This window comes from Micromonospora arida, from assembly GCF_042873195.1.
GTDB lineage: Bacteria > Actinomycetota > Actinomycetes > Mycobacteriales > Micromonosporaceae > Micromonospora > Micromonospora arida.
On sequence record NZ_JBIALC010000003.1, the window covers coordinates 242,495 to 262,491 of the forward strand.

The following is a 19,997-nucleotide window of genomic DNA, read 5'->3' on the forward strand; positions in this document are numbered from 1 at the left end:
TGGTGCGCCGGCCGGGCTCGCCCAACCCTCGCCGGGACCCGTCGACGTGTCGGCCGCCGCGGTCAGGAGCGGGCGAGCCGCCGTAGCAGCGAGTCCGCGCCCAGCGGGTACGCGCCGTGCCGGCGTACCCCGTCGGCGACCTCGCGGTCCGACGAGACCACGACCACCGGCCGGCCCGCGGGCTCGGCACGGACCAGTCGCCGGATCAGCTCGTCGGCGGTCTCACCCTTGCGGGAGAAGAGCACCCGTACGCCGCGCGGCGCGGGCGGCAACCCGTGCATCCGTTCCGCGCCGTCGAAGACCACTGTGACCTCGTCGCCGGTCTGCGCGGCGATCCCGCCCAGCCCGGTGATCAGGCGTTTGCGCTGCTGCTCCAGGGACATCTCGCCGAAGCCACGCTTGGTGACGTTGTAGCCGTCCACCACGAGGTGCGCCCGGGGCAGGGCGAGCAACTGGTCGAGCCGGGCCGGGTCGTCGGTGTCGCGGGCACGGGCGGCGGGGCCGGCCGGGGCGGTGCCCGGCTGCTCGGCGAACGCGTCGGCGACGAAGTCGGCGGGGAGTTTGTCCACCGGGTCGAGCGCCAGCTCCCGGCGCAGCCCGACGGCGGCCTGGCCGATGGTCTCCAGGAGCAGCCAGAGCCGGGCGTCGTCGACCGAGCGCGCCTCCTTTGCGCTGGCCCGGGCCACCCCGGCGGCGGCCTCGGCCTCGGCCAGCCGGGCCCGGGCGCGGCGGAGCTCGGCGTCCACGTCGGCGCTGGCGCGGGCGGCCCGGCCGCGCTCGGTGGCCAGCAGTTCGGTGGCCTTCCGCTCGCGGGCCTGGGTCTCCCGCAGGGTGCGGGCCACCTGTCGGGACTCCTCGCGGAGCTGACCCAGCTCCTCGCGGACGCGGGCCAGCTCGTCGCGGAGCTTCTCGGCCTCGACCCGGGCCACCGCGCGGTCGTGCTCGGCCCGGGTGGCCCGCTGCTCGGCCTCGCGGACCAGCTCGGCGACGACGGCGCTGTCCGCCTCGGCGCGCACGGCCGCGCCGCTGGCGTCGATCAGCTCCCGCCAGCCTCGGGGCCGGGCCAGGTAGGCCAACGCGGCCACCTCGACCGGGTCGGCGGCGGCCGGCGCGGTGCCCTCGACCACGGCCGCACCGAGGTCACCGGCGTCGGCCAGGACCCGCGCGGTGACCCGCTGCCGGAACAGCGGGTCGGCGGTGAGCTGGGCGGCGATGACCGGCGCGCCGAGCCGGGCGCGTCGGTTGGGGGCGAACTTGGCCACCCGGCGCAACGGCACCGGGACCTCGTCGAGGGGGAGGGTGGGCAGCACCGCGGCGGTCAGCGTCACGATCCGCTGCCGGACCGGCTCGGGCAGTGTCGGTTCCGGCTCGGCGGCGGGACCCTCGCCCGTTGTGGGGTCCGATGCGCTCGGAGTGTCGTTGACTACGTTGTCGTCCGGGTTGCCCACAGCACCGTCGAGCGCGACCGGATCCTCCTGCGGGAGGTGGTCGTCGTACGACTCGGTGAGGGGCATGTGGCAAGTCTCCCACCGCGACCGGGCCCACCGCCCGGTGAGTGAGCCGATCTCTCATCCTAGCCCCATGGTGACGGATGGGACGGCTGCGACGGGAGTGTCGGACCGGGGCGCTAGCGTGCCGCCGATGGCACAGGCGGAGTACGTCCAGGAGTCACTGGCCGGTCTCGACCCGGCGGTGGGCGGGGTGGACCCGGCGCTGCCGCTCTACGCGACGACGTTCGTGGTGGTCGACCTGGAGACCACCGGCGGCGCGCCGGACGGCGGCGGCATCACCGAGATCGGCGCGGTCAAGGTGCGCGGTGGCGAGCAGTTGGGGGTGCTGGCGACCCTGGTCAACCCGGGCCAGCCGATTCCGCCGTTCATCACCGTGCTGACCGGCATCACCCAGGCCATGCTGGTGCCGGCGCCGCCGATCGAGCAGGTGCTGCCGAGCTTCCTGGAGTTCATCGACGACGCGGTGCTGGTGGCCCACAACGCCCCGTACGACGTGGGCTTCCTCAAGGCCGCCTGCGCCAAGCACGGCTACCGCTGGCCCAACCCCCGCGTCCTGGACACGGCGGCGCTCGCCCGCCGGGTGCTGACCCGCGACGAGGTGCCCAACCGCAAGCTGGGCACCCTGGCCGCCTACTTCCGCACCGCCACCCAGCCCACCCACCGGGCGTTGGACGACGCGAAGGCCACCGTCGACGTGCTGCACGGGCTGATCGGTCGGCTCGGCGGGCACCGGGTGGACACGATCGGCGACGCCATCGAGTTCGCCCGCGCGGTCACCCCGACCCAGCGCCGCAAAAGGCACCTGGCCGAGGGGTTGCCCAAGGTGCCGGGGGTCTACATCTTCCGGGCCGCCGACGACCGGCCGCTCTACGTGGGCACCTCGGTCGACATCGCGACCCGGGTGCGCAGCTACTTCACCGCCGGCGAGAAGCGTGCCCGGATCTCCGAGATGCTGGGCGCGGCCGAACGGGTCGAGGCGGTGGAGTGCGCCCACTCGTTGGAGGCGGAGGTCCGTGAGCTGCGGTTGATCGCCGCGCACGCTCCGCCGTACAACCGCCGGTCCAAATACCCGGAACGGATGGTCTGGCTCAAGCTGACCGACGGGCCGTACCCTCGGCTGTCGATCGTCCGCGACCTCTCCCCCACCGACACCGCGTACCTCGGGCCGTTCACCTCCCGGCGGGCCGCCGAGCTGGCCGCCGCCGGTTTCCACGACGCGGTGCCACTGCGCCAGTGCACGCACCGGCTCTCGCTGCGCACCGTCACGCCGGCCTGCGCGCTGGCCGAGCTGGGTCGCTGCCCGGCGCCCTGCGAACACAAGATCACCCCCGAGGAGTACGACGACAGCGCCGCCGCGCCCTTCCGTACCGCGACGGCCAGCGACCCCCAGCCGGTGGTGGACGCGCTACTCGCGCGGATCGACGTGCTCTCCCGCGACCAGCGCTACGAGGAGGCCGCCGTGGTGCGGTCCCGGCTGGCCGCCGTGCTGCGGGCCACCGTGCGGATGCAGCGGCTGGCCGCGCTGACCGGGATCGTCGAGTTGGCCGCGGCCCGGCCGGCCGCCCGGGGCGGCTGGGAGTTGGCGCTGGTCCGGCACGGCCGACTCGCCGGCGCGGGGGTGTCCCCGCCGGGCGCGCACCCGCGTCCCACGTTGGCCGCGATCCGGGCCACCGCCGAGACGGTGTCGGGCGGGCACGGTCCGGTGCCGGCCGCCACCGCCGAGGAGTCCGAGCGGATCCTGTCCTGGTTGGAGCGACCGGAGACCCGACTCGTCGAGATGTCCTCCGGTTGGTCCTCTCCGGCGAGTAGCGCGGGCCGGTTCCGTGACCTGCTGGTTAAGGCCGAGGGCGGCGCGTCCCACCAACTCTCGACCGAACGCTCATGACCAACTGACCGATCGGACTACGTCGACTCGCTTAGGCTGTTAGAGAAGTGCAGTCCTGCCCGATTCGTGGGCCTGCTCCCTCGCCGGCTTCCGGCGATGCGGAGCCGGGGTGAGGAGGTGTCCCTCGTGGACGTCGACGCCGGACACGGCGCCGCCCTGGGGGGCGCCCTGCCGACGCAGCCGGGTGAGCTGCCGCTCGCTCGCCGGCTGCGGTCGCTGCTCAGCTGGCCGACCACCGACTCGGACCCGGTCACCCAACTGGTCCGCACGCACCGGGGCATCCACGCCGGCACCGACCCCGCGGTGCTGCGCCGTGCCTACACGATCGCGGAGAACATGCACCGCGGGCAGTTCCGCAAGAGCGGGGAACCGTACATCACCCATCCCCTCGCGGTGGCGCAGATCTGCGCCGAGCTGGGGATGGACACCACCACCCTGGTCGCGGCGCTGCTGCACGACACCGTGGAGGACACCCGCTACACCCTCCAGGCGCTCTCCGAGGACTTCGGCGGCGAGGTGGCCCACCTGGTCGACGGGGTGACCAAGTTCGACAAGGCGTTCTACGGCAAGGCCGCCGAGGCGGAGACGGTCCGCAAGATGATCGTCGCGGCCGCCAAGGACGTCCGGGTGTTGATCATCAAGCTGGCCGACCGGCTGCACAACATGCGGACGCTCGGGGTGCGCTCCGCGTCGTCGCGGGAACGGATCGCCCGCAAGACCCAGGAGGTGCTGGTCCCGCTCTGTGACCGGCTGGGCATCCAGACCCTCAAACGCGAGCTGGACGACGTGGTGCTGCTGCACCTCGAGCCCGACGAGCACGCCCGGCTGGCCCGGCACGTGCACGATCGGCCGGGCTGGGACTCATACCTCGACTCGGTGGTCACCCGGGCACGGGTGGCACTGCGCCGCAGCCGGGTCGACGCCGAGGTGAGCCCCCGTCCCCGGCACCTCTACTCGATCTGGAAGGACACCATCGCCGGCGGCCACACCGCCCCGTACGACCTGCCCCGCATCGTGGTGGTGGTCGACGGCCCGGCCACCGACTGTTACGCCGCGCTGGGCGCGATCCACGGCACCTGGCGACCGGTGCCCGGCCGTTTCAAGGACTTCATCGCCTCGCCGAAGAACAACCTCTACCGTTCGCTGCACACCAGCGTCTGCGGCCCCCAGGACCGCACCGTGGAGGTGCTGATCCGCACCGAGGAGATGCACCGCTCGGCCGAGTACGGCATCGCCGCCGACTTCCGTTTCCCCCGCTCCGGCAGCAGCACCGCCGCGGCCCGTGCCGAACAGCTGGACTGGCTGCGCCGGGTGCTCGACTGGGAGCCGGACGCCGCCGACCCGGCACAGTTCTACGAGTCGCTGCGCTGCGACCTGGCCGAGGGGCAGATCCAGGTCTTCGCCGACGGGCGTCAGGTCGTGCTCCCGGCCGGCGCCACGCCTGTCGACCTCGCGTACGAGCTGGGCAACGACCGGGGCGACCGCTGCCTCGCCGCACGCATCAACGGTCGGCTGGCCCCGCTCAGTTCGGAGCTGGACGAGGGCGACGTGGTGGAGATCTTCACCGAGAACGACGGCGACAACGGCTTCGAGGCCGGTGTGGCGCCGCGCGGCCCCCGGCGGGAGTGGCTGACGTTCGTCAAGTCGCCGCACGCGCAGATGCAGATCAACCGGTGGTTCGCCGAGCACACCGAGCCGGGCATCACGATCAGCGACAAGGTGCGCCTCGGTCGGGCCACCATCGGGCTCGCCCTGCGCCAGCACAACCGGGGCCTCGCCAGTGACCTGCCACTGCTGCGCCTCTCCGAGGAGTTGGGCTATCCCGACCTGGAGACCCTGCTGGTCGCGGTCTTCGACCGGGTGATCGAACCGGACACCGTGGTCCGCCAGCTCATCGACCTGGTCGACCATCGACAGTGACCTGGCGGCCCCAGCGCGTCCGAAGAACATTCGTGACCACTAGCCTGGAGTCATGATCCCCCGCTCCCGCGCCACCGGTCGGGCCCTCTTCTACCAGGCCTTCTACCGGCTGCCCCTGCCGGTGCGTCGGCGCCTGGTCCGGCTGGCCGTGCCCAAGTACATCGTCGGCGCGGTGACCCTGGTCCGGGACGCCGAGGCGACGGGCGCGGGTCGGTTGCTCATGCTGCGCCAGCCGCCCGGCAAGGGTTGGTCACTCCCCGCCGGCCTGCTCAACCGGGGTGAGGCCCCGGTGGTGGGTGCGGCCCGTGAGCTGTTCGAGGAATCCGGCGTCCGGCTCCCACCGTCGCGGCTGCGTCCGGCGGTGCCGAATGCGATCGTGCACGCCAAGGGCTGGGTGGACATGGTCTTCGAGGCCGAGGTGCCGGCGTCCAGCACCGAGTTGACCGTCGACGGCGCGGAAGTCTTCGAGGCCGCCTGGCACCCCCTGGACGACCTGCCCAAGCTGACCTGGCCGACGGCCCGGCTGCTCGCCTACTACGACATCGGGCCGCTGGCCGGACAGTTCCCGCCGCCGGCGCCCGACGACACCCCGTGATCGTCGCGGCCGGTGTGCCGGCGGATCTGTGCGCGGTGGTGCTGGCCGCCGGCGAGGGCACGCGGCTGCGCCCGCTCACCGAACGGGTGCCCAAGGCGCTCTGCCCGGTGGGCAACGTGCCCCTGCTGGATCGGGCGTTGGCGCGGCTGGCCGGCCTGGGCCTGACCGGTCCCGATCGGGTCGCGGTGAACGCCTGCTACCTCGGCGAGCAGGTGGTGGCGCACGTCGGCGACCGCGCACACCTGTCGGTGGAGCCGGGCGACCCGCTGGGCACCGCGGGTGGGGTGGCCAACCTGCGGGACTGGATCGACGGGCGGCCGGTGCTGGTCGGCAACGCCGACGCGTACCTCGCCGACCCGGCTGCTCCCCCGGGCCCGGACGTCGCCGCCCTGCTCGACGGCTGGGACGGGCACACCGTACGCCTGCTCGGCCAGCCCGCCGCGGACCCGGCGGCGCCGGGCACCTTCGCCGGGCACTGCTTCACCGGCTTCTCGCTGCTGCCCTGGCGGCTGGTCCGGGACCTGCCGGTCGTCTTCTCGGACCTGGTTCGCGCCGTGTGGCGTCCGGCCGAGGCGGCGGGCGCCCTGGCGGTGGTGCCCTACCCCGGCACCTTCTTCGACACCGGCACCCCGGCCGACTACCTGGCGGCCAACCTGCACGCCGCGGCCGGCGGCGTTCTCGTCGAGGAGACCGCGACGGTGACCGGCCGCTGTGTGGAGTCGGTCGTCGGCGCGGGCGCGCGGGTGGACGGTGACGTGTCCCGCACTGTGGTGTGGCCGGGCGCGACCGTACGGGCCGGCGAGCGGCTGCGGAACGTGATCCGGGCCGGGAGCGACCTCACCGTGCCCTGCCCCGCCCAGGGCTGAGCCCGGACGGCTCCCGCCTCCGGTCTCGGGCCAGAACATCTAGCATGGGCGACGACGCCGACGAACGGAGAAATGCCCCGTGATCACCGCGATCGTGCTGATCGACTGCGCCACCGATGCGATCCCCGAGGTGGCGGAGAACCTGGCCAACCTTCCCGGCGTCAGCGAGGTCTACTCGGTGGCCGGGCACGTCGACCTCATCGCCATCGTCCGGGTCCGCGAGTTCGACCAGATCGCACAGGTCATCGCGGGCAGCATCTCCAAGGTCCCGGGCGTGCTCAACACCGAGTCGCACATCGCCTTCCGGGCGTACTCGCAGCACGACCTGGAGGAGGCGTTCGCGATCGGTCTGGCCAGCGCCGACTGATCCACTCGCCGTTTCGGGGGCCGTACCGGCCGCACGGCGGCGCGTAGCGCGCACAGGGCGGCCGGCCCACCGCGAGGGTGGACCGGCCGTCTGCTGTGGCTACGTCAGCTCTCGCTGGGAGCCGGTACCTCGGTGGTGCCGCCGCCCGGAGCCGGCGACTCGGTGCCGGTGCCGCCCGGAGCCGGCGACTCGGTGACAGTGCCGCCCGGAGCCGGCGACTCGGTGCCGGTGCCGCCCGGACTGGGCGTACCGCTGGCGCTGGTCTGCGGAACCGGGATGCCCAACTTGTTGGCGAGCGCCACCAACTCGTCGTAGTGCGTCTGCAGCGTCGGCAGTGCCGTCTGCGCCAACTGGACCACCGACTGCTCGGAGCCCTGCGAGATCTCCGTCTGGGTGGCCTGGATGGCCTGGACGTGGCCGGCCAGCTCACTGGTCACCCAGAGCCGGTCGAACTCCGCGCCGCTGGCGTTGTTCAGCTTGTCGATGACCGCCTGCTGATCGGCGCTGGGCTCGTTCGGCAGTTCCACCCCGAGCTGCGACGCGGTCTGCTGCACCGTCTGGTCCAGCTGGGTGTGGTCGGTCTTCAGCATCGCGCCCAGGTCCTTGACCCCCTGGTCCTGACCCTTCTGCTGAGCCAGGTCACCAGCGGTGATCTCGAACAGGTTGACCTGGTGTACCGCCTGCAGGTACTGGGTGTCCTGCGTTGACGGCTGTGCCGCGGCCTGCGCGGCCGCAGCCGGCGCGACACCGACCAGTACCAGCGCGGCCAACAGGCCGAGGCGTTTGATACCCAACATGCTTCCCCCCCTTGAGACGTTGGACCGCACGGATACCCGGCTCACCGGGGTTATTCCTGCGATCGCCCGTCGCACGGGGTCGACCGGTCCCACCAGGGCCGTCCTACTCCTGGTCAGATGGGTCGGGGGGTGTGAATACGACGGGGCGCCCGCCGGAATCCGGCGGGCGCCCCGTAACGGTGCGACTGGGCGGTCAGCGGCGGCTTTCGCCGCTGCCGATCTCCTCGCGCTCGGGTCGGGCCTCGACCGGCGGGTGCCCCGGCGAGACCGGTGCCTCGACCGGCTTCTCGATCGGGTAGAAGAAGCCCCGGATGGCCGGGCCGAGGGCCCCCAGCCGGTTCATCTTCTTGGGCACGACCCAGCCGACGTAGTCGAGCTGACCGTGACCGTCCGCGTGCCCGTTGGACGCGCTGAGCGGCTGGTGCACCTCGACGAACCGGCCGTCCGGCATGCGCCGGATGATGCCGGTCTCCACGCCGTGCGCGAGCACCTCCCGGTCGTGCTGCTGCAGACCCAGGCAGAGCCGGTAGGTGACGTAGTACGCCAGCGGCGGGAGCACCAGCAGGCCGATCCGGCCCGCCCAGGTCATCGCGTTCAGGCTGATCTGGAACTTGTCCGCGATCACGTCGTTGGCGCCGGAGAGCGTCAACACGATGTAGAACGAGACGGCCATGGCGCCGACCGCGGTCCGGGCCGGAGCATCCCGGGGACGCTGGAGCAGGTTGTGGCTCTTGCGGTCCTTGAGGTGCCGGGCTTCCAGGAACGGGTACATCGTCGACAGGCCCACCAGGATGCCGGGCAGCACGACCGTCGGCCAGAACAGCGGCGGGATGACGTACCCGTCGCCGATCGGGATGGGAATCTCCCAGGCCGGCATGAGTCGGGTCGACCCGTCGAGGAACATGACGTACCAGTCGGGCTGACTGGCGGCCGAGACCACCCACGCCTCGTACGGGCCGAACAGCCAGATCGGGTTGATCTGGAACAGACCGCCCATCAGCGCGATGACGCCGAAGACGACCATGAAGAAGCCGCCCTGCTTCAGCGCGTACCGCGGGAACATCCGCTCGCCGACCACGTTGTTGTTGGTCCGGCCGGGGCCGGGCCACTGGGTGTGCTTCTGCTTGAAGACCAGACCCAGGTGGACGCTGATCAGCGCGACCAGCAGACCCGGGATGAGCAGCACGTGGGCGATGAAGAAGCGGCTGATGATGATCGTGCCCGGGAACTCGCCGCCGAAGATCGACGAGGTCACCCAGGAGCCGATCACCGGGATGGACAGCATGATCGCCGAGGCGATCCGCAGGCCGGTGCCGGACAGGCCGTCGTCCGGCAGCGAGTAGCCGGTGAAGCCGGCCAGGAAGCCGACCCAGAACAGCAGCGAACCGATGATCCAGTTGGTCTCACGCGGCTTGCGGAAGGCGCCGGTGAAGAAGACCCGCAGCATGTGCACAACGATCGCGGCCATGAACAGCAGCGCCGCCCAGTGGTGCATCTGCCGCATCACCAGACCGCCGCGGACGTCGAACGAGATGTCCAGGCTGGAGGCGTAGGCGGCGGACATCGGGGTGCCCTGCAACGGCGCGTAGCTGCCGTCGTAGACCACCTCGGTCATCGCCGGCTCGAAGAAGAAGGTGAGGAACACACCGGTCAGCAGCAGCACGACGAACGAGAACAGCGCGATCTCGCCGAGCAGGAAGGACCAGTGGTCCGGGAAGACCTTGTTCAGCAGTTTGCGCAGCGGGGTGGCCACCGCGAAGCGGTCGTCCACTCCCACCGCGGCCTTGCCCGGCGTCGCCGCAAGGTCAAGCTTTCGACGCTTCATGGCCGCTCCCAGAAATCAGGCCCGACGGTCTCGGTGTAGTCGGACTTCGCCACGAAGAAGCCCTCGGAATCCACCTCGATCGGCAGCTGCGGCAGCCGCCGGCTGGCGGGGCCGAAGATGGGCCGGGCGTTGTCGGTGATCAGGAACTGGGACTGGTGGCACGGGCAGAGCAGCCGGTTGGTCTGCTGCTCGTACAGGCTGGCCGGGCATCCCGCGTGCGTGCAGATCTTCGAAAACGCCGCGTAGTTGCCCCACATGTAGTCACCGTGGCCGACCTTCTCGTTGGCCCGGCGCGACTCCTGCGCGTCGGAGTCGCGGAGGTGGATCAGCAGCGTCGGCGAGTCGGCGTGCCTGTTGCTCACGCCGTGGTCGATGCCGGGGAAGACGGTCAGCTGCCCACCGGTGCTGATGTCCGCCGGGCGGATCGGCCGGCCGTCCTCGCGGACCAGACGGATCCGCTGGCCGCCCTCGGCCGCGGCGAACCCGGTGGTGAACATCTGGTTGTTCTTGTGCGGCTGCGAGATCAGGCCGCCGACCAGCGGTGCCGCAGCGACCGCGGCGACCGGTGCGAGACCGGCCAGCAGCGAGATGCCGAGCAGGGGGCGACGCTTCACGCCCAGCTCGTCCGCCATGTAGAGCATGGTCTGGCCGGTGATGGTGCGGCCTTCGGAGTCCACCTGGCCCTCGTGCCGGTCCTGGATCGAGACCTCCTTGGGCAGCAACTTCTTGCCCCAGGTCAGGATGCCGAAGCCGACGGCGAGCAGCGCGACGCCGAGGGTGAAGCCGAGCAGCGGGGTGTAGAACTTGTCGCCGCCGCGGCCCGCCTCGTACTGCCACGGCCACCAGATGTAGATGGCCAGGAAGGCGGTCGCGGCCAGGCCGGTGATCAGGAACAAGCCGGCGACCACCCGGGTCAGCCGACGCTCCGCCTTGGTGCCCGGCAGCACCTGCGGCTCGTAGTGGACGATCTCGATGTCGTCCCGACGCGCGCCCTCACGAACGATGTCGAAACGGGTCAGCTTGGGGTCGTTCACGTCGAGCGGCTCCGGGCCCTGTGAGGCCTGGTGCTCGGTGTGGGTGCTCATGCCGTCACCTCGCTACGGGTGGCGCCGAGCGGCACCACAGCACTGATTAGGAGTATCCGCTCGGTCACGACTTGCCCGCAATCCACAGGCTGGCGAAGACGAGCGCCACGATGCCGACCAGGAAGATCGCCAGGCCCTCGGTGGACGGGCCGTACCGCCCGAGGTTGAACCCGCCCGGGTCCTGGTCGTGCTTCAGCGTCTCCTGGATGTAGGCGATGATGTCGGCCTTCTGTTCCGGCCGGAGCTGGTTGTCGCCGAACACCGGCATGTTCTGCGGGCCGCTCAACATCGCCGCGTAGATCTGGCGGTCGGTCGCGGGGTGCAGGCTCGGGGCGAACTTGCCCGAGGAGAGCGCACCGCCGCCGCCACCGAACGCGTGGCACTGCGAGCAGTTGATCCGGAACAGCTCACCACCGGACGCGATGTTGCCGTCCTCACGCAGTTCGTCGCCCTCGGGCACGACCGGCCCGCCGCCCAACTCCTGGATGTACTGGGCCAGCTGACGGGTCTGCTCGTCGGTGAAGACCGGGGGCTTGCGGTGCGCCTGGGCCTCCTGGCGGGCCATCGGCATCCGCCCGGAGCTGACCTGGAACTCGACCGAGGCCGCGCCGACGCCGACCAGGCTCGGCCCGCGGCCCTCGACGCCCTGGGCGTTGCGGCCGTGGCAGGTCACGCAGCTCACGTCGAACAGCGCCTTGCCCTCGGCGGCGGCGCCGGTCAGCTGCGGGTTGTCCTGCGCCTGGGCGCCCGGGGCGAAGACGGTGTACGCGCCACCGGCGAGCATCAGCGCGGCGATCAGCCGGACCGCGGCGCCCAGCCGGCGGCGGCCCCTGCTGCGCGCGGCGGGCCGCTCGCGCAACCGCGCGAGCAGACCGCGTCGGCGGTCGTTGTCAGAAGTCATGAGCGGTGTCCTTAACCGGTTGGACCTGTCTCAGGGGACGGAGCAGCAGCGCGGAATGTGACGCGCAAGATCACTGGAGCCAGTAGATCATGGCGTACAGCCCGATCCACACGACGTCGACGAAGTGCCAGTAGTACGACACGACGATCGCCGACGTCGCCTGCGCCGGAGTGAACCGGCCCATGGTCGTACGGACCATGAAGATGATGAAGGCGATCAGACCACCGGTCACGTGCAGGCCGTGGAAGCCGGTGGTCAGGTAGAACACCGACCCGTACCCGTCTTCGTTGATCTTGATGCCGTCGGCGACCAGGTGCCGGTACTCGTTCAGCTGGCCGAGGACGAAGATCAGACCCATCACGAAGGTGACGGTGAACCAGCGCCGCAGCGCGTGCACGTCACCCTTCTCCGCCGCGAAGACGCCGAGCTGGCACGTCACCGAGGACAGCACCAGGATCACCGTGAAGGTGGTCGCGTAGGGGATGTTCAGCGCCTCGGTGTGCTTCTCCCACTGCTCCGGCGCAGCCGCGCGGATGGAGAAGTACATCGCGAACAGCGCCGCGAAGAACATGAGTTCGCTTGAGAGCCACACGATCGTCCCGACGCTGACCATGTTTGGTCGGGTCAGAGAGTGGATCCGGCTCTTGTCAATGGCTGGGGCCGCAGTCACGCCGTCATTATTGCCCCTGACCGGGGCCGCCGATCAGCGGGGTGGCAAACCTGCGCCTTCCGTGGCCCGAGCGTCAGGGTCCGGTTCGCCTGGCCTAGCCTGAAAAGCGTGCTGCACGTCGATCCGATCTTCGCCGCCACCTCGGCCCCGCCGCCGTTCACCGTCGGCGCGGTGCTGACCGAGACCCGGCTGGACAGCTGGCTGGCCCTCGGCCTGGTGCTCGCCGCCGGCCTGTACCTCTACGGGGTGTACCGACTGCGCCTGCGGGGCGACCGCTGGCCCATCGCCCGTACCGTGTTCTTCCTCGGCCCCGGCCTGGGCGGCATCGCGCTCGTCACGGTCAGCGGGCTGCACGCGTACGACACCGCGCTGCTGTCCGTGCACATGATCCAGCACATGGTGCTCTCCATGGTGGCGCCGATCTTCCTGGCGCTGGGCGCGCCGATGACCCTGGCCCTGCGGACCCTGCCGGTCGGGCCACGCAAGCGCCTGCTCGCGATCGTGCACAGCCGCGTCGCCCGGGTCTACAGCTTCCCGCTGGTGGCGTTCGCCATCTTCGTGGTCAACCCGTTCGTGCTGTACTTCAGTGATCTGTACCGCTACACCCTCGAACACGCCTGGGCGCACGAGCTGGTGCACGCCCACTTCATCATGACCGGCTGCGTGTTCTTCTGGCCGCTGCTCGGCCTCGACCCGCTGCCCGGCCGCTGGCCGTACCCGGCGCGTGCGCTGCTGATGCTGCTCTCCGTGCCGTTCCACACGGTGCTCGGCCTCACCATCATGCAGAGCAGCACGCTCTTCGGCGGCGACTGGTACCCGTCGCTCAACCTCGGTTGGGTCGACCCGTGGCAGGACCAGGTGGTCGCCGGCGGCATCCTGTGGGCCGGTGGCGAGTTCGTCAGTGTGACCATGCTCGCGGTGCTGGTGGTTCAGTGGGTCAAGCAGTCCGAGCGGGAGGCCCGCCGGGTGGACCGCGAGCTGGACCGCCAGGAGGCCCGCGAACGCGCAGCCGACGCCGCGCCCGCCTGAGCTGCCCGGACGGTACGCCCCGACGCACGACGTCGGGCGGGATGTCGGCTACGTCACGCCGACCGGTACGATCTGCGGGCAGCTACGAGGTGGGAGTTCCGGCATGACCGATCGTCTTTGCACCGTGTTGCTCTACAGCGACGACCCGCAGGTCCGTGATCGGATGCGGATGGCCGTCGGCACCCGGCCCGCTCCCGGTCTGCAGATCGAGTTCGTCGAGGCGTCGACCTACGCGGAGACCATCCGACTGGTCGACGACTACGAGATCGACCTGCTTCTGCTCGACGGTGAGGCGAGCCCGGGCGGCGGCATCGGCATCGCCCGGCAGGTCAAGGACGACCGGGACGACGCTCCCCCGACCTGCCTCGTGATCGCCCGCGCCGCCGACCGATGGCTCGCCGCGTACGCCGAGGTCGACGCGACGCTGGTGCACCCGCTCGACCCGGTGACCACCGGCGGCACGGTGGCCGAGCTGCTGCGGACGCACGCACCCGCCTGACGTCCCACGCTCCTCCGGCACCCCCACGGCGCCGGATCTCCTCGGCGCCGGTTCCAGCCCACCCGCACTTCGCATGCTCGGGAGGCCCGCCATGGGCGATCGGACCTGGCCGCACCTGCTCAACGCGCTGCTGCGCGGCGACGAACTCTCCACCGCCGACACCGCCTGGGCGATGGACGAGATCATGACCGGCTCGGCGAGCGCGGCGCAGATCGCCGCCTTCGCCGTGGCGCTGCGGGCCAAGGGCGAGACCCCCGCGGAGCTGGCCGGCCTGGTGGAGGCGATGCTCGGTCGCGCGGTCCCGGTCGCACTGCCCGAGGAGCTGCGCCGTACCGCGCTCGACGTGGTCGGCACCGGCGGTGACCTCGCCCACACGGTGAACATCTCCACGATGACGGCGCTGGTGGTCGCCGGCACGGGCGTCCGTGTCGTGAAGCACGGCAACCGGGCCGCCTCCTCCCTGTGCGGCACCGCCGACCTGCTGGAGTTCCTCGGCATCCCGCTGGATCTCGGCCCGGAGCAGGTTGCCCGCTGTGTCGAGGAGGCCGGCATCGGGTTCTGCTTCGCAGCCCGCTTCCACCCCGGGATGCGGCACGCCGGCCCGGTCCGCCGCGAGGTGGGCGTGCCCACCTTCTTCAACTTCCTCGGCCCGCTGACCAACCCGGCCCGCCCCCGGGCCGGCGCGGTCGGCTGCTTCGACCTGCGGATGGCCCCGGTGATGGCCAGCGTGTTCGCGGCCCGTGGCGACTCGGCGATCGTGATGCGCGGCGAGGACGGGCTGGACGAGTTCACCACCGCCGCGCCGACCCGGATCTGGGCGGCCCAGGGCGGCACCGTACGTGAGGCTGTGCTGGACGCGACGGACCTGGGGGTACCCCGGTCCACCCTCGCCGACCTGCGCGGCGGTGACGCCGCGTACAACGCCGGCGTGGCCCGTCGCCTGCTGGCCGGCGAGACGGGCCCGGTCCGGGACGCGGTGCTGGTCAACGCGGCGGCGGCGCTGGCCACCCAGGGCCCGCTGGACGGCGACCTGACCGAGGCGCTGCGCGCCGGCCTGGCCCGCGCGGCCGAGTCGATCGACTCCGGCGCGGCCGCCGCGACCCTGGACCGCTGGATCGAGACCGCCACCGCCTGACCTCACCGCCGCCCGACCCGTCGGGCGGCGTCTCGGCCGGTGATCGACTCGGGTTCCGTGAATCCGCGGTGTCCGGGCAGCCCGGAAGCCCCGACTTCGATGATGTCGGGTGGATCACGCGCGGATGCCGACGAGCGGCGACTGTGCGCGGAGATTTGTCGGACCCGTCTGGGAAACTACAGCTGAGTAGTTCTCTGCTGCCGTCGGTGCGTCACTGTCGCATCCGGGGGCGGTCCGCCTGGTATCCGAGAGGAGACGGCCGTGTCGCACCGCGAGCTCTACTGCGACGTCTGCGAGGGCGTGGCGCTGTTCGAGGCTCCGCCCTGCGTCGACGGCCACGGCACCGACTGTCCAGAGCTGATCTGCACCGACTGCGGCGCCGCCGTGGTGGTCAGCGCGGTCGCCTTCCCGGTCACCCGGCTGGCCGCCCGCCACCGCCAGCCCGCCCGCCGCCGCGCCGCCTGACCACAGCACCTCCCGACCGCCTAACCACCTGACCACCTGACCGCCGCACCACGCCGGGCAGGGTGGAACATGACCGAAGGCCCGCTCCCCTCTCGGGGAACGGGCCTTCGTCGTGCCGGGTCGGTCGCGACGGCGACCGGGTGGGTCAGTGCTCGGCGGTACGCCGGGTGCCGCTGTAGTACTCGAACAGAAGCCCACAGGCGGAGAAGACGACGGCCAGCAGGCCGGCACCGATCAGCCAGTACTGCCAGAACACCATGCCGAGCGCGGCGATCGCGGCGGCCAGCGCCAGACCGAACGGCCAGTAGCTGCCCGGGCTGAAGAAGCCGACCTCACCAGCGCCGTCGGCGATCTCGGCGTCCGGGCGGTCCTCCGGGCGCAGGTCGATGCGGCGGGAGACGAACCAGAAGAAGCCACCGCACATCGAGCAGAGCAGGAACGACAGCAGCAGGGCGACGGTGCCGACCCACTCGATGCCGCCCGACTCACCGTTCGTCCAGGCGCCGTAGAGGATGGTGGCGCCGAGGAGGAACCCGGCGATGATCAGGAAGATACGCCACTCGGTCTTCATGCGGCTGCCTCAGCTTCCCGTGCGGGCCGGAACGTCGTCCGGGTTGAAGTTGTCCTGCGTCCGCCGCGTGTCGAACGGCTGCGTGGTCGTCGCGTACGGCTCCTCACCGATCGCGGACAGCGCATCCTGGGTGGACTTGCCGTCTTGCTTGGCCGCGAGGAACTGGTCGTACTTCTCCGGCGAGACCACCCGCAGCTCGAAGTTCATGAACGCGTGGTAGCTGCCGCACAGTTCGGCGCAGCGCCCGACGTAGGCGCCCTCCGCGTCCAGGCTTGAGACCTCGAACACGTTGCGGATCTTGCCCGGCATGACGTCCCGCTTGAAGAGCAGCTCCGGCACCCAGAACGAGTGGATGACGTCGCGGCTGGTCTCCTCGAACCGGATGGACCGGTTGGTCGGCAGCACCAGCACCGGGATGACCTCACTGGTGCCGAGCGTCGACGCGGTGGTGCCGGCTTCCGTGCCCTGGCCGTCCCGGTAGTTGAACTGCCAGTTCCACTTGAACGCGACGACCTCGACCGTGACGTCCGGGTTCTTCGACAACTTGTCGACGTCGGTCTGCACGATCGCCGTGTAGTAGAAGAGCACGGAGACGATCAGGATCGGCGCGATGGTGTAGAGGAACTCCATCGGCATGTTGTAGCGGGTCTGCACCGGCAGCGCGTTGCCACGCTTGCGGTAGCGCACGACGCACCAGAAGATCAGGCCCCACACGAAGACGCCGACCGCGAGCGCGGCGATGCAGGAGGCGATCCACAGGTCGTACATCCGCTTGGACTCCGGCGAGATGCCGCCCTGCGGCCAGCCGAAGCCGTCGAACGTCTGACCCACGTCACAGCCCGTGAGCAGAACCAGCAACGCCACGCCACCGAGACCGAGCCCGGCCAGGCGACCAGCACCACGCCCCCGGCGTCCACCAACCCCTGGGGAAGCGCTGTGCCGTACGGCCGACGGCCGTACCTCCGAACTCCTTGCGACCACCTGGTCCTGCCTCCCTAGCGCGCCGCGGTGCGTCTTTCCTCGGCACCCGCGGCAAAGGCGTCACCGACGGTCGCAGATTACTCGACCATGACGGACTCGGCCGTGGTGGGGTCACTGTCCGGCCCCCATCGGGGGGATCCTAGGCATACCGCCGCGATAGCGTCTTGGTCTGTGAGCGCGAGGAGTGAGCCGGGGTTGCGAGCCCCGCAGCCGCGAACGAAGGCAGGTCTGTGAGCGCGAGGAGTGAGCCGGGGTTGCGAGCCCCGCAGCCACGAACGAAGGCAGGTCTGTGAGCGCGAGGAGTGAGCCGGGGTTGCGAGCCCCGCAGCCGCGAACGAAGGCAGGTCTGTGAGCGCATCCCCGGTCTACCTGGACGCGGCGACCGCCGCGCCGATGCATCCGGTCGCGCGGCAGGCGCTGCTGGCCGCGCTCGACGACGGCTGGGCCGACCCGGGCAAGCTGTACACGCAGGCCCGCCGGGCCCGGCAACTGCTCGACGCCGCCCGCGAGGCCACCGCGCTGACGCTCGGCGTCCGCGCCGACGAGGTCTCCTTCACCCCCAGTGGTACGACCGCAGCCCACGGCGCGGTGCTCGGGGGCCTGACCGGGCGGCGCCGGGTCGGGTCGACGCTGGTGCACTCGGCGATCGAGCACTCGGCGGTGCTGCACGCGGCGGAACGGCATGTCGGCGCGGGCGGGACCGCCACCGCGGTGCCGGTCGACCGGTTGGGCCGGCTGGACCTGACCGCGTGGTCGAGTGCCGTTCAGGCCCCGGGGGTCGCGCTGGCCGCGTTGATCACCGCCAGTCACGAGGTGGGGACGGTGCAGCCGGTCGCCGAGGCGGCGGCGGCGTGCGCCGACGTGGGTGTGCCGCTGTACGTGGATGCTGCGCAGTCGGTGGGCCGGGTGCCCCTGCCGGCCGGCTGGTCGGTGCTCACTGCGAGCGCCCACAAGTGGGGTGGGCCACCCGGCGTGGGGGTGCTGGCGGTCCGGAAGGGCGTTCGCTGGGAGTCGCCCTGGCCGGCCGACGAGCGGGAGAGCGGACGTACCCCCGGAGTGGTGAATCTGCCCGCGGTCGTGGCGGCGGCGGCGAGCCTGCGGGCGGCGGCGGCCGACGCGGCGGCCGAGGCGGCCCGGTTGGCCCCCCTGGTGGACCGGGTCCGGGAGCGGGTCGCGGCGGAGGTGCCCGACGTGGAGGTGGTCGGCGACCCGGTGCTCCGGCTCCCCCACCTGGTCACGTTCTCGTGCCTGTACGTCGACGGGGAGGCGTTGCTGCACGCCCTGGACCGGCGGGGGTTCGCCGTGTCGTCCGGCTCGTCCTGCACCTCGTCCACGTTGCGTCCGTCGCACGTGCTGGAGGCGATGGGGGTGCTCTCGCACGGCAACGTGCGGGTCAGCCTGCACCGGGAGACGACCGAGGCGGACGTGGAGCGGTTCCTGACCGAGTTGCCGGGGATCGTGGCCGGGCTGCGCGCGGAGGCTGGGGTGGTGGGGCTGTGACGATGCCGGACGAGGTGATCGACTGCCGGGGGCAACGCTGCCCGCTGCCGGTGATCGCGGCGGCGCGACGGATGCCCGAGGTGCCGGTCGGCACGGTGGTCCGGGTGCTGGCCGACGACCCGGCGGCAGCGGTCGACATCCCCGCCTGGTGCCGGATGCGCGGCCAGGAGTTCCTCGGCTCCGTCAACGGCCCGGAAGGCCCCGCCTACGACGTCCGCCGCACCCACTAACCCCCCGCCACCCCCCCGCCTCACCCCGCTCACCCCCCGCCACCCCCCGCCTCACCCCCGCGATCTTGCAGTTTCTGCGTGGACAAAGGGGTGCAGAAGCCGCGATACGGCGACAGAAAGTGCAAGATCGCCGGGGTGGCGGCGGGGGTTACGCCGGGAGGAGGTGGGGGCGGACCTCTTCCGCGGCGGTGTCGCCGTAGGACTCGGCGAGCCGCTTGACGAACAGGTCGCGGCGGACGTCGTACTCCTGGGTGCCGACGGTCTCCAGGACCAGCGTGGCCAGCAGCGAGCCGACCTGGGCGGCGCGTTCCAGGCCGAGGCCCCAGGAGAGCGCGGTGAAGAAGCCGGCCCGGAAGCCGTCGCCGACGCCGGTCGGGTCGACCGCGCGGATCTCCCGCGCGATCGGTACGTGGATCGGGTCGATGCCGCGCCCGGCGATCTCCACACCGTGCTTGCCCAGCGTGGTGACCCGCACCTTGACCAGGTCCAGCAGTTGGTCGTCGCTGAGCTGCGCCTTGCTCTGCAACAGCGACTTCTCGTAGTCGTTGGTCATCAGGTACTCGGCGCCCTCGATCAGCGCCACCACGTCCTCGCCGGGCATCCGGGCGAGCTGCTGGGACGGGTCGGCGGCGAAGGCGTACCCGCGGGTGCGGCACTCGGCCGAGTGGCGCAGCATCGCCTCGGGGTCGTTGGCGCCGACCAGCACCAGGTCCAGACCGCCGAGCCGGTCGGCGACCGGAGCCAGCTCGATGTTGCGGGCCTCGCTCATCGCACCGGCGTAGAACGACGCGATCTGGCACATGTCGGTGTCGGTGGTGCAGACGAAGCGGGCGGTGTGCGCCACCTCGCTGATGTGCACCGAGTCGCAGTCCACCCCGTGGCGCTCCAGCCAGGAGCGGTAGTCGGCGAAGTCGGCGCCGACCGCGCCGAGCAGCACCGGGCGCAGCCCGAGCTGACCCATCCCGAAGGAGATGTTCGCCGCCACGCCGCCGCGACGGAGCACCAGGTCGTCCACCAGGAAGGAGAGGGACACCTTGTGCAGTTGATCGGCGATGAGCTGGTCGGCGAAGCGACCGGGGAAGCTCATCAGGTGATCGGTGGCGATCGAGCCGGTGACGGCGATCTTCATGTCAACCCTCGGGGTCGGGAGCAGGGCGCGGTCAGC

Annotated in this window: 20 protein-coding genes; 11 read left to right on the forward strand and 9 right to left on the reverse strand. The window is 71.5% G+C overall.

Translation table 11 applies throughout. The features are described from left to right. Positions 1 to 62: 62 nt before the first annotated feature. Positions 63 to 1,514 (reverse strand): NYN domain-containing protein, encoded by a 1,452-nt coding sequence (locus tag ACFYP0_RS12280; protein ID WP_355494188.1) that lies wholly within the window; start codon positions 1,512 to 1,514, stop codon positions 63 to 65. Between the two features lie 127 nt (positions 1,515 to 1,641). Between ACFYP0_RS12280 and ACFYP0_RS12285 the strand changes: the two genes are divergently transcribed. The 5 genes from ACFYP0_RS12285 (at position 1,642) to ACFYP0_RS12305 (ending at position 7,144) form a co-directional block, all read left to right on the forward strand. Continuing rightward, complete coding sequence (locus ACFYP0_RS12285; protein WP_386995699.1) at positions 1,642 to 3,396, forward strand: DEDD exonuclease domain-containing protein; 1,755 nt, start codon at positions 1,642 to 1,644, stop codon at positions 3,394 to 3,396. A 126-nt stretch (positions 3,397 to 3,522) separates the two neighbouring features. Beyond that, positions 3,523 to 5,316, forward strand: a complete 1,794-nt coding sequence (locus ACFYP0_RS12290) for a RelA/SpoT family protein (RefSeq protein ID WP_124858524.1) — start codon at positions 3,523 to 3,525, stop codon at positions 5,314 to 5,316. A gap of 52 nt (positions 5,317 to 5,368) precedes the next feature. Continuing rightward, the gene (locus ACFYP0_RS12295) at positions 5,369 to 5,911 is read left to right on the forward strand and encodes an NUDIX hydrolase (protein WP_386995701.1); all 543 of its coding nucleotides are present in this window, start codon (positions 5,369 to 5,371) and stop codon (positions 5,909 to 5,911) included. Next, positions 5,908 to 6,777: a nucleotidyltransferase family protein gene (locus ACFYP0_RS12300; protein ID WP_357008235.1), complete on the forward strand. Its 870-nt coding sequence runs from the start codon at positions 5,908 to 5,910 to the stop codon at positions 6,775 to 6,777. Before ACFYP0_RS12295 ends, ACFYP0_RS12300 begins: the two co-directional genes overlap by 4 nt. A 79-nt stretch (positions 6,778 to 6,856) precedes the next feature. Next, positions 6,857 to 7,144 carry an Lrp/AsnC family transcriptional regulator gene (locus tag ACFYP0_RS12305; RefSeq protein ID WP_074313163.1) on the forward strand — a complete coding sequence of 96 codons (288 nt, stop codon included), beginning with the start codon at positions 6,857 to 6,859 and terminating at the stop codon, positions 7,142 to 7,144. 104 nt (positions 7,145 to 7,248) lie between these two features. On the opposite strand, the gene ACFYP0_RS12310 is transcribed toward ACFYP0_RS12305, so the two are convergent. The 5 genes from ACFYP0_RS12310 to ctaE all read right to left on the reverse strand — a co-directional run bounded on the left by ACFYP0_RS12310 (position 7,249) and on the right by ctaE (position 12,422). Beyond that, on the reverse strand, positions 7,249 to 7,941 hold the full coding sequence (locus ACFYP0_RS12310) for a DUF4142 domain-containing protein (protein ID WP_091407523.1): 693 nt from the start codon (positions 7,939 to 7,941) through the stop codon (positions 7,249 to 7,251). 193 nt (positions 7,942 to 8,134) lie between these two features. Further along, entirely contained in the window at positions 8,135 to 9,766 is a 1,632-nt protein-coding gene (gene qcrB, locus ACFYP0_RS12315) for a cytochrome bc1 complex cytochrome b subunit (protein ID WP_124858516.1), read from the reverse strand. Continuing rightward, positions 9,763 to 10,851: a cytochrome bc1 complex Rieske iron-sulfur subunit gene (gene qcrA, locus ACFYP0_RS12320; protein WP_124858517.1), complete on the reverse strand. Its 1,089-nt coding sequence runs from the start codon at positions 10,849 to 10,851 to the stop codon at positions 9,763 to 9,765. The genes qcrB and qcrA overlap by 4 nt, the downstream gene beginning before the upstream one ends. Positions 10,852 to 10,915: 64 nt before the next feature. Beyond that, positions 10,916 to 11,752, reverse strand: a complete 837-nt coding sequence (qcrC, locus tag ACFYP0_RS12325) for a cytochrome bc1 complex diheme cytochrome c subunit (RefSeq protein ID WP_124858518.1) — start codon at positions 11,750 to 11,752, stop codon at positions 10,916 to 10,918. Between the two features lie 70 nt (positions 11,753 to 11,822). After that, positions 11,823 to 12,422 carry an aa3-type cytochrome oxidase subunit III gene (ctaE, locus tag ACFYP0_RS12330; protein WP_112582810.1) on the reverse strand — a complete coding sequence of 200 codons (600 nt, stop codon included), beginning with the start codon at positions 12,420 to 12,422 and terminating at the stop codon, positions 11,823 to 11,825. A 108-nt stretch (positions 12,423 to 12,530) separates the two neighbouring features. On the opposite strand from ctaE, the gene ACFYP0_RS12335 reads away from it, so the two are divergent. From ACFYP0_RS12335 to ACFYP0_RS12350, 4 genes are all read left to right on the forward strand, one after another. Next, a complete protein-coding gene (locus tag ACFYP0_RS12335; RefSeq protein WP_372494870.1) occupies positions 12,531 to 13,451 on the forward strand; it encodes a cytochrome c oxidase assembly protein in 921 nt (306 codons plus the stop codon). 103 nt (positions 13,452 to 13,554) lie between these two features. Further along, entirely contained in the window at positions 13,555 to 13,950 is a 396-nt protein-coding gene (locus ACFYP0_RS12340) for a hypothetical protein (protein ID WP_091407513.1), read from the forward strand. 91 nt (positions 13,951 to 14,041) lie between these two features. Further along, positions 14,042 to 15,085 carry an anthranilate phosphoribosyltransferase gene (trpD, locus tag ACFYP0_RS12345; RefSeq protein ID WP_091407511.1) on the forward strand — a complete coding sequence of 348 codons (1,044 nt, stop codon included), beginning with the start codon at positions 14,042 to 14,044 and terminating at the stop codon, positions 15,083 to 15,085. 261 nt (positions 15,086 to 15,346) lie between these two features. Then, positions 15,347 to 15,550: a hypothetical protein gene (locus tag ACFYP0_RS12350; RefSeq protein WP_124858519.1), complete on the forward strand. Its 204-nt coding sequence runs from the start codon at positions 15,347 to 15,349 to the stop codon at positions 15,548 to 15,550. Positions 15,551 to 15,695: 145 nt separating this feature from the next. Here the strand turns inward: ACFYP0_RS12350 and ACFYP0_RS12355 are convergent, their stop codons facing one another. Both ACFYP0_RS12355 and ctaC read right to left on the reverse strand, forming a co-directional pair. Beyond that, positions 15,696 to 16,121: a cytochrome c oxidase subunit 4 gene (locus ACFYP0_RS12355; RefSeq protein WP_124858520.1), complete on the reverse strand. Its 426-nt coding sequence runs from the start codon at positions 16,119 to 16,121 to the stop codon at positions 15,696 to 15,698. 9 nt (positions 16,122 to 16,130) lie between these two features. After that, positions 16,131 to 17,102, reverse strand: a complete 972-nt coding sequence (gene ctaC, locus ACFYP0_RS12360) for an aa3-type cytochrome oxidase subunit II (RefSeq protein ID WP_124858521.1) — start codon at positions 17,100 to 17,102, stop codon at positions 16,131 to 16,133. Positions 17,103 to 17,450: 348 nt separating this feature from the next. Between ctaC and ACFYP0_RS12365 the strand changes: the two genes are divergently transcribed. After that, positions 17,451 to 18,602, forward strand: a complete 1,152-nt coding sequence (locus ACFYP0_RS12365) for a cysteine desulfurase family protein (protein ID WP_124858522.1) — start codon at positions 17,451 to 17,453, stop codon at positions 18,600 to 18,602. Further along, complete coding sequence (locus tag ACFYP0_RS12370) at positions 18,599 to 18,832, forward strand: sulfurtransferase TusA family protein (RefSeq protein ID WP_124820720.1); 234 nt, start codon at positions 18,599 to 18,601, stop codon at positions 18,830 to 18,832. The genes ACFYP0_RS12365 and ACFYP0_RS12370 overlap by 4 nt, the downstream gene beginning before the upstream one ends. Before the next feature lie 148 nt (positions 18,833 to 18,980). Here the strand turns inward: ACFYP0_RS12370 and ACFYP0_RS12375 are convergent, their stop codons facing one another. After that, the gene (locus ACFYP0_RS12375; protein ID WP_124820724.1) at positions 18,981 to 19,961 is read right to left on the reverse strand and encodes a carbohydrate kinase family protein; all 981 of its coding nucleotides are present in this window, start codon (positions 19,959 to 19,961) and stop codon (positions 18,981 to 18,983) included. Between the last annotated feature and the right edge of the window lie 36 nt (positions 19,962 to 19,997).

Coding starts and splice junctions, on each gene's coding strand:
- ACFYP0_RS12375 (WP_124820724.1), bottom strand. CDS start 19,961: ATGAAGATCGCCGTCACCGGCTCGATCGCCACCGATCACCTGATGAGC.
- ACFYP0_RS12355 (WP_124858520.1), bottom strand. CDS start 16,121: ATGAAGACCGAGTGGCGTATCTTCCTGATCATCGCCGGGTTCCTCCTC.
- ACFYP0_RS12280 (WP_355494188.1), bottom strand. CDS start 1,514: ATGCCCCTCACCGAGTCGTACGACGACCACCTCCCGCAGGAGGATCCG.
- qcrC (WP_124858518.1), bottom strand. CDS start 11,752: ATGACTTCTGACAACGACCGCCGACGCGGTCTGCTCGCGCGGTTGCGC.
- ACFYP0_RS12285 (WP_386995699.1), top strand. CDS start 1,642: ATGGCACAGGCGGAGTACGTCCAGGAGTCACTGGCCGGTCTCGACCCG.
- trpD (WP_091407511.1), top strand. CDS start 14,042: ATGGGCGATCGGACCTGGCCGCACCTGCTCAACGCGCTGCTGCGCGGC.
- qcrA (WP_124858517.1), bottom strand. CDS start 10,851: ATGAGCACCCACACCGAGCACCAGGCCTCACAGGGCCCGGAGCCGCTC.
- ACFYP0_RS12340 (WP_091407513.1), top strand. CDS start 13,555: ATGACCGATCGTCTTTGCACCGTGTTGCTCTACAGCGACGACCCGCAG.
- ACFYP0_RS12310 (WP_091407523.1), bottom strand. CDS start 7,941: ATGTTGGGTATCAAACGCCTCGGCCTGTTGGCCGCGCTGGTACTGGTC.
- ACFYP0_RS12295 (WP_386995701.1), top strand. CDS start 5,369: ATGATCCCCCGCTCCCGCGCCACCGGTCGGGCCCTCTTCTACCAGGCC.
- qcrB (WP_124858516.1), bottom strand. CDS start 9,766: ATGAAGCGTCGAAAGCTTGACCTTGCGGCGACGCCGGGCAAGGCCGCG.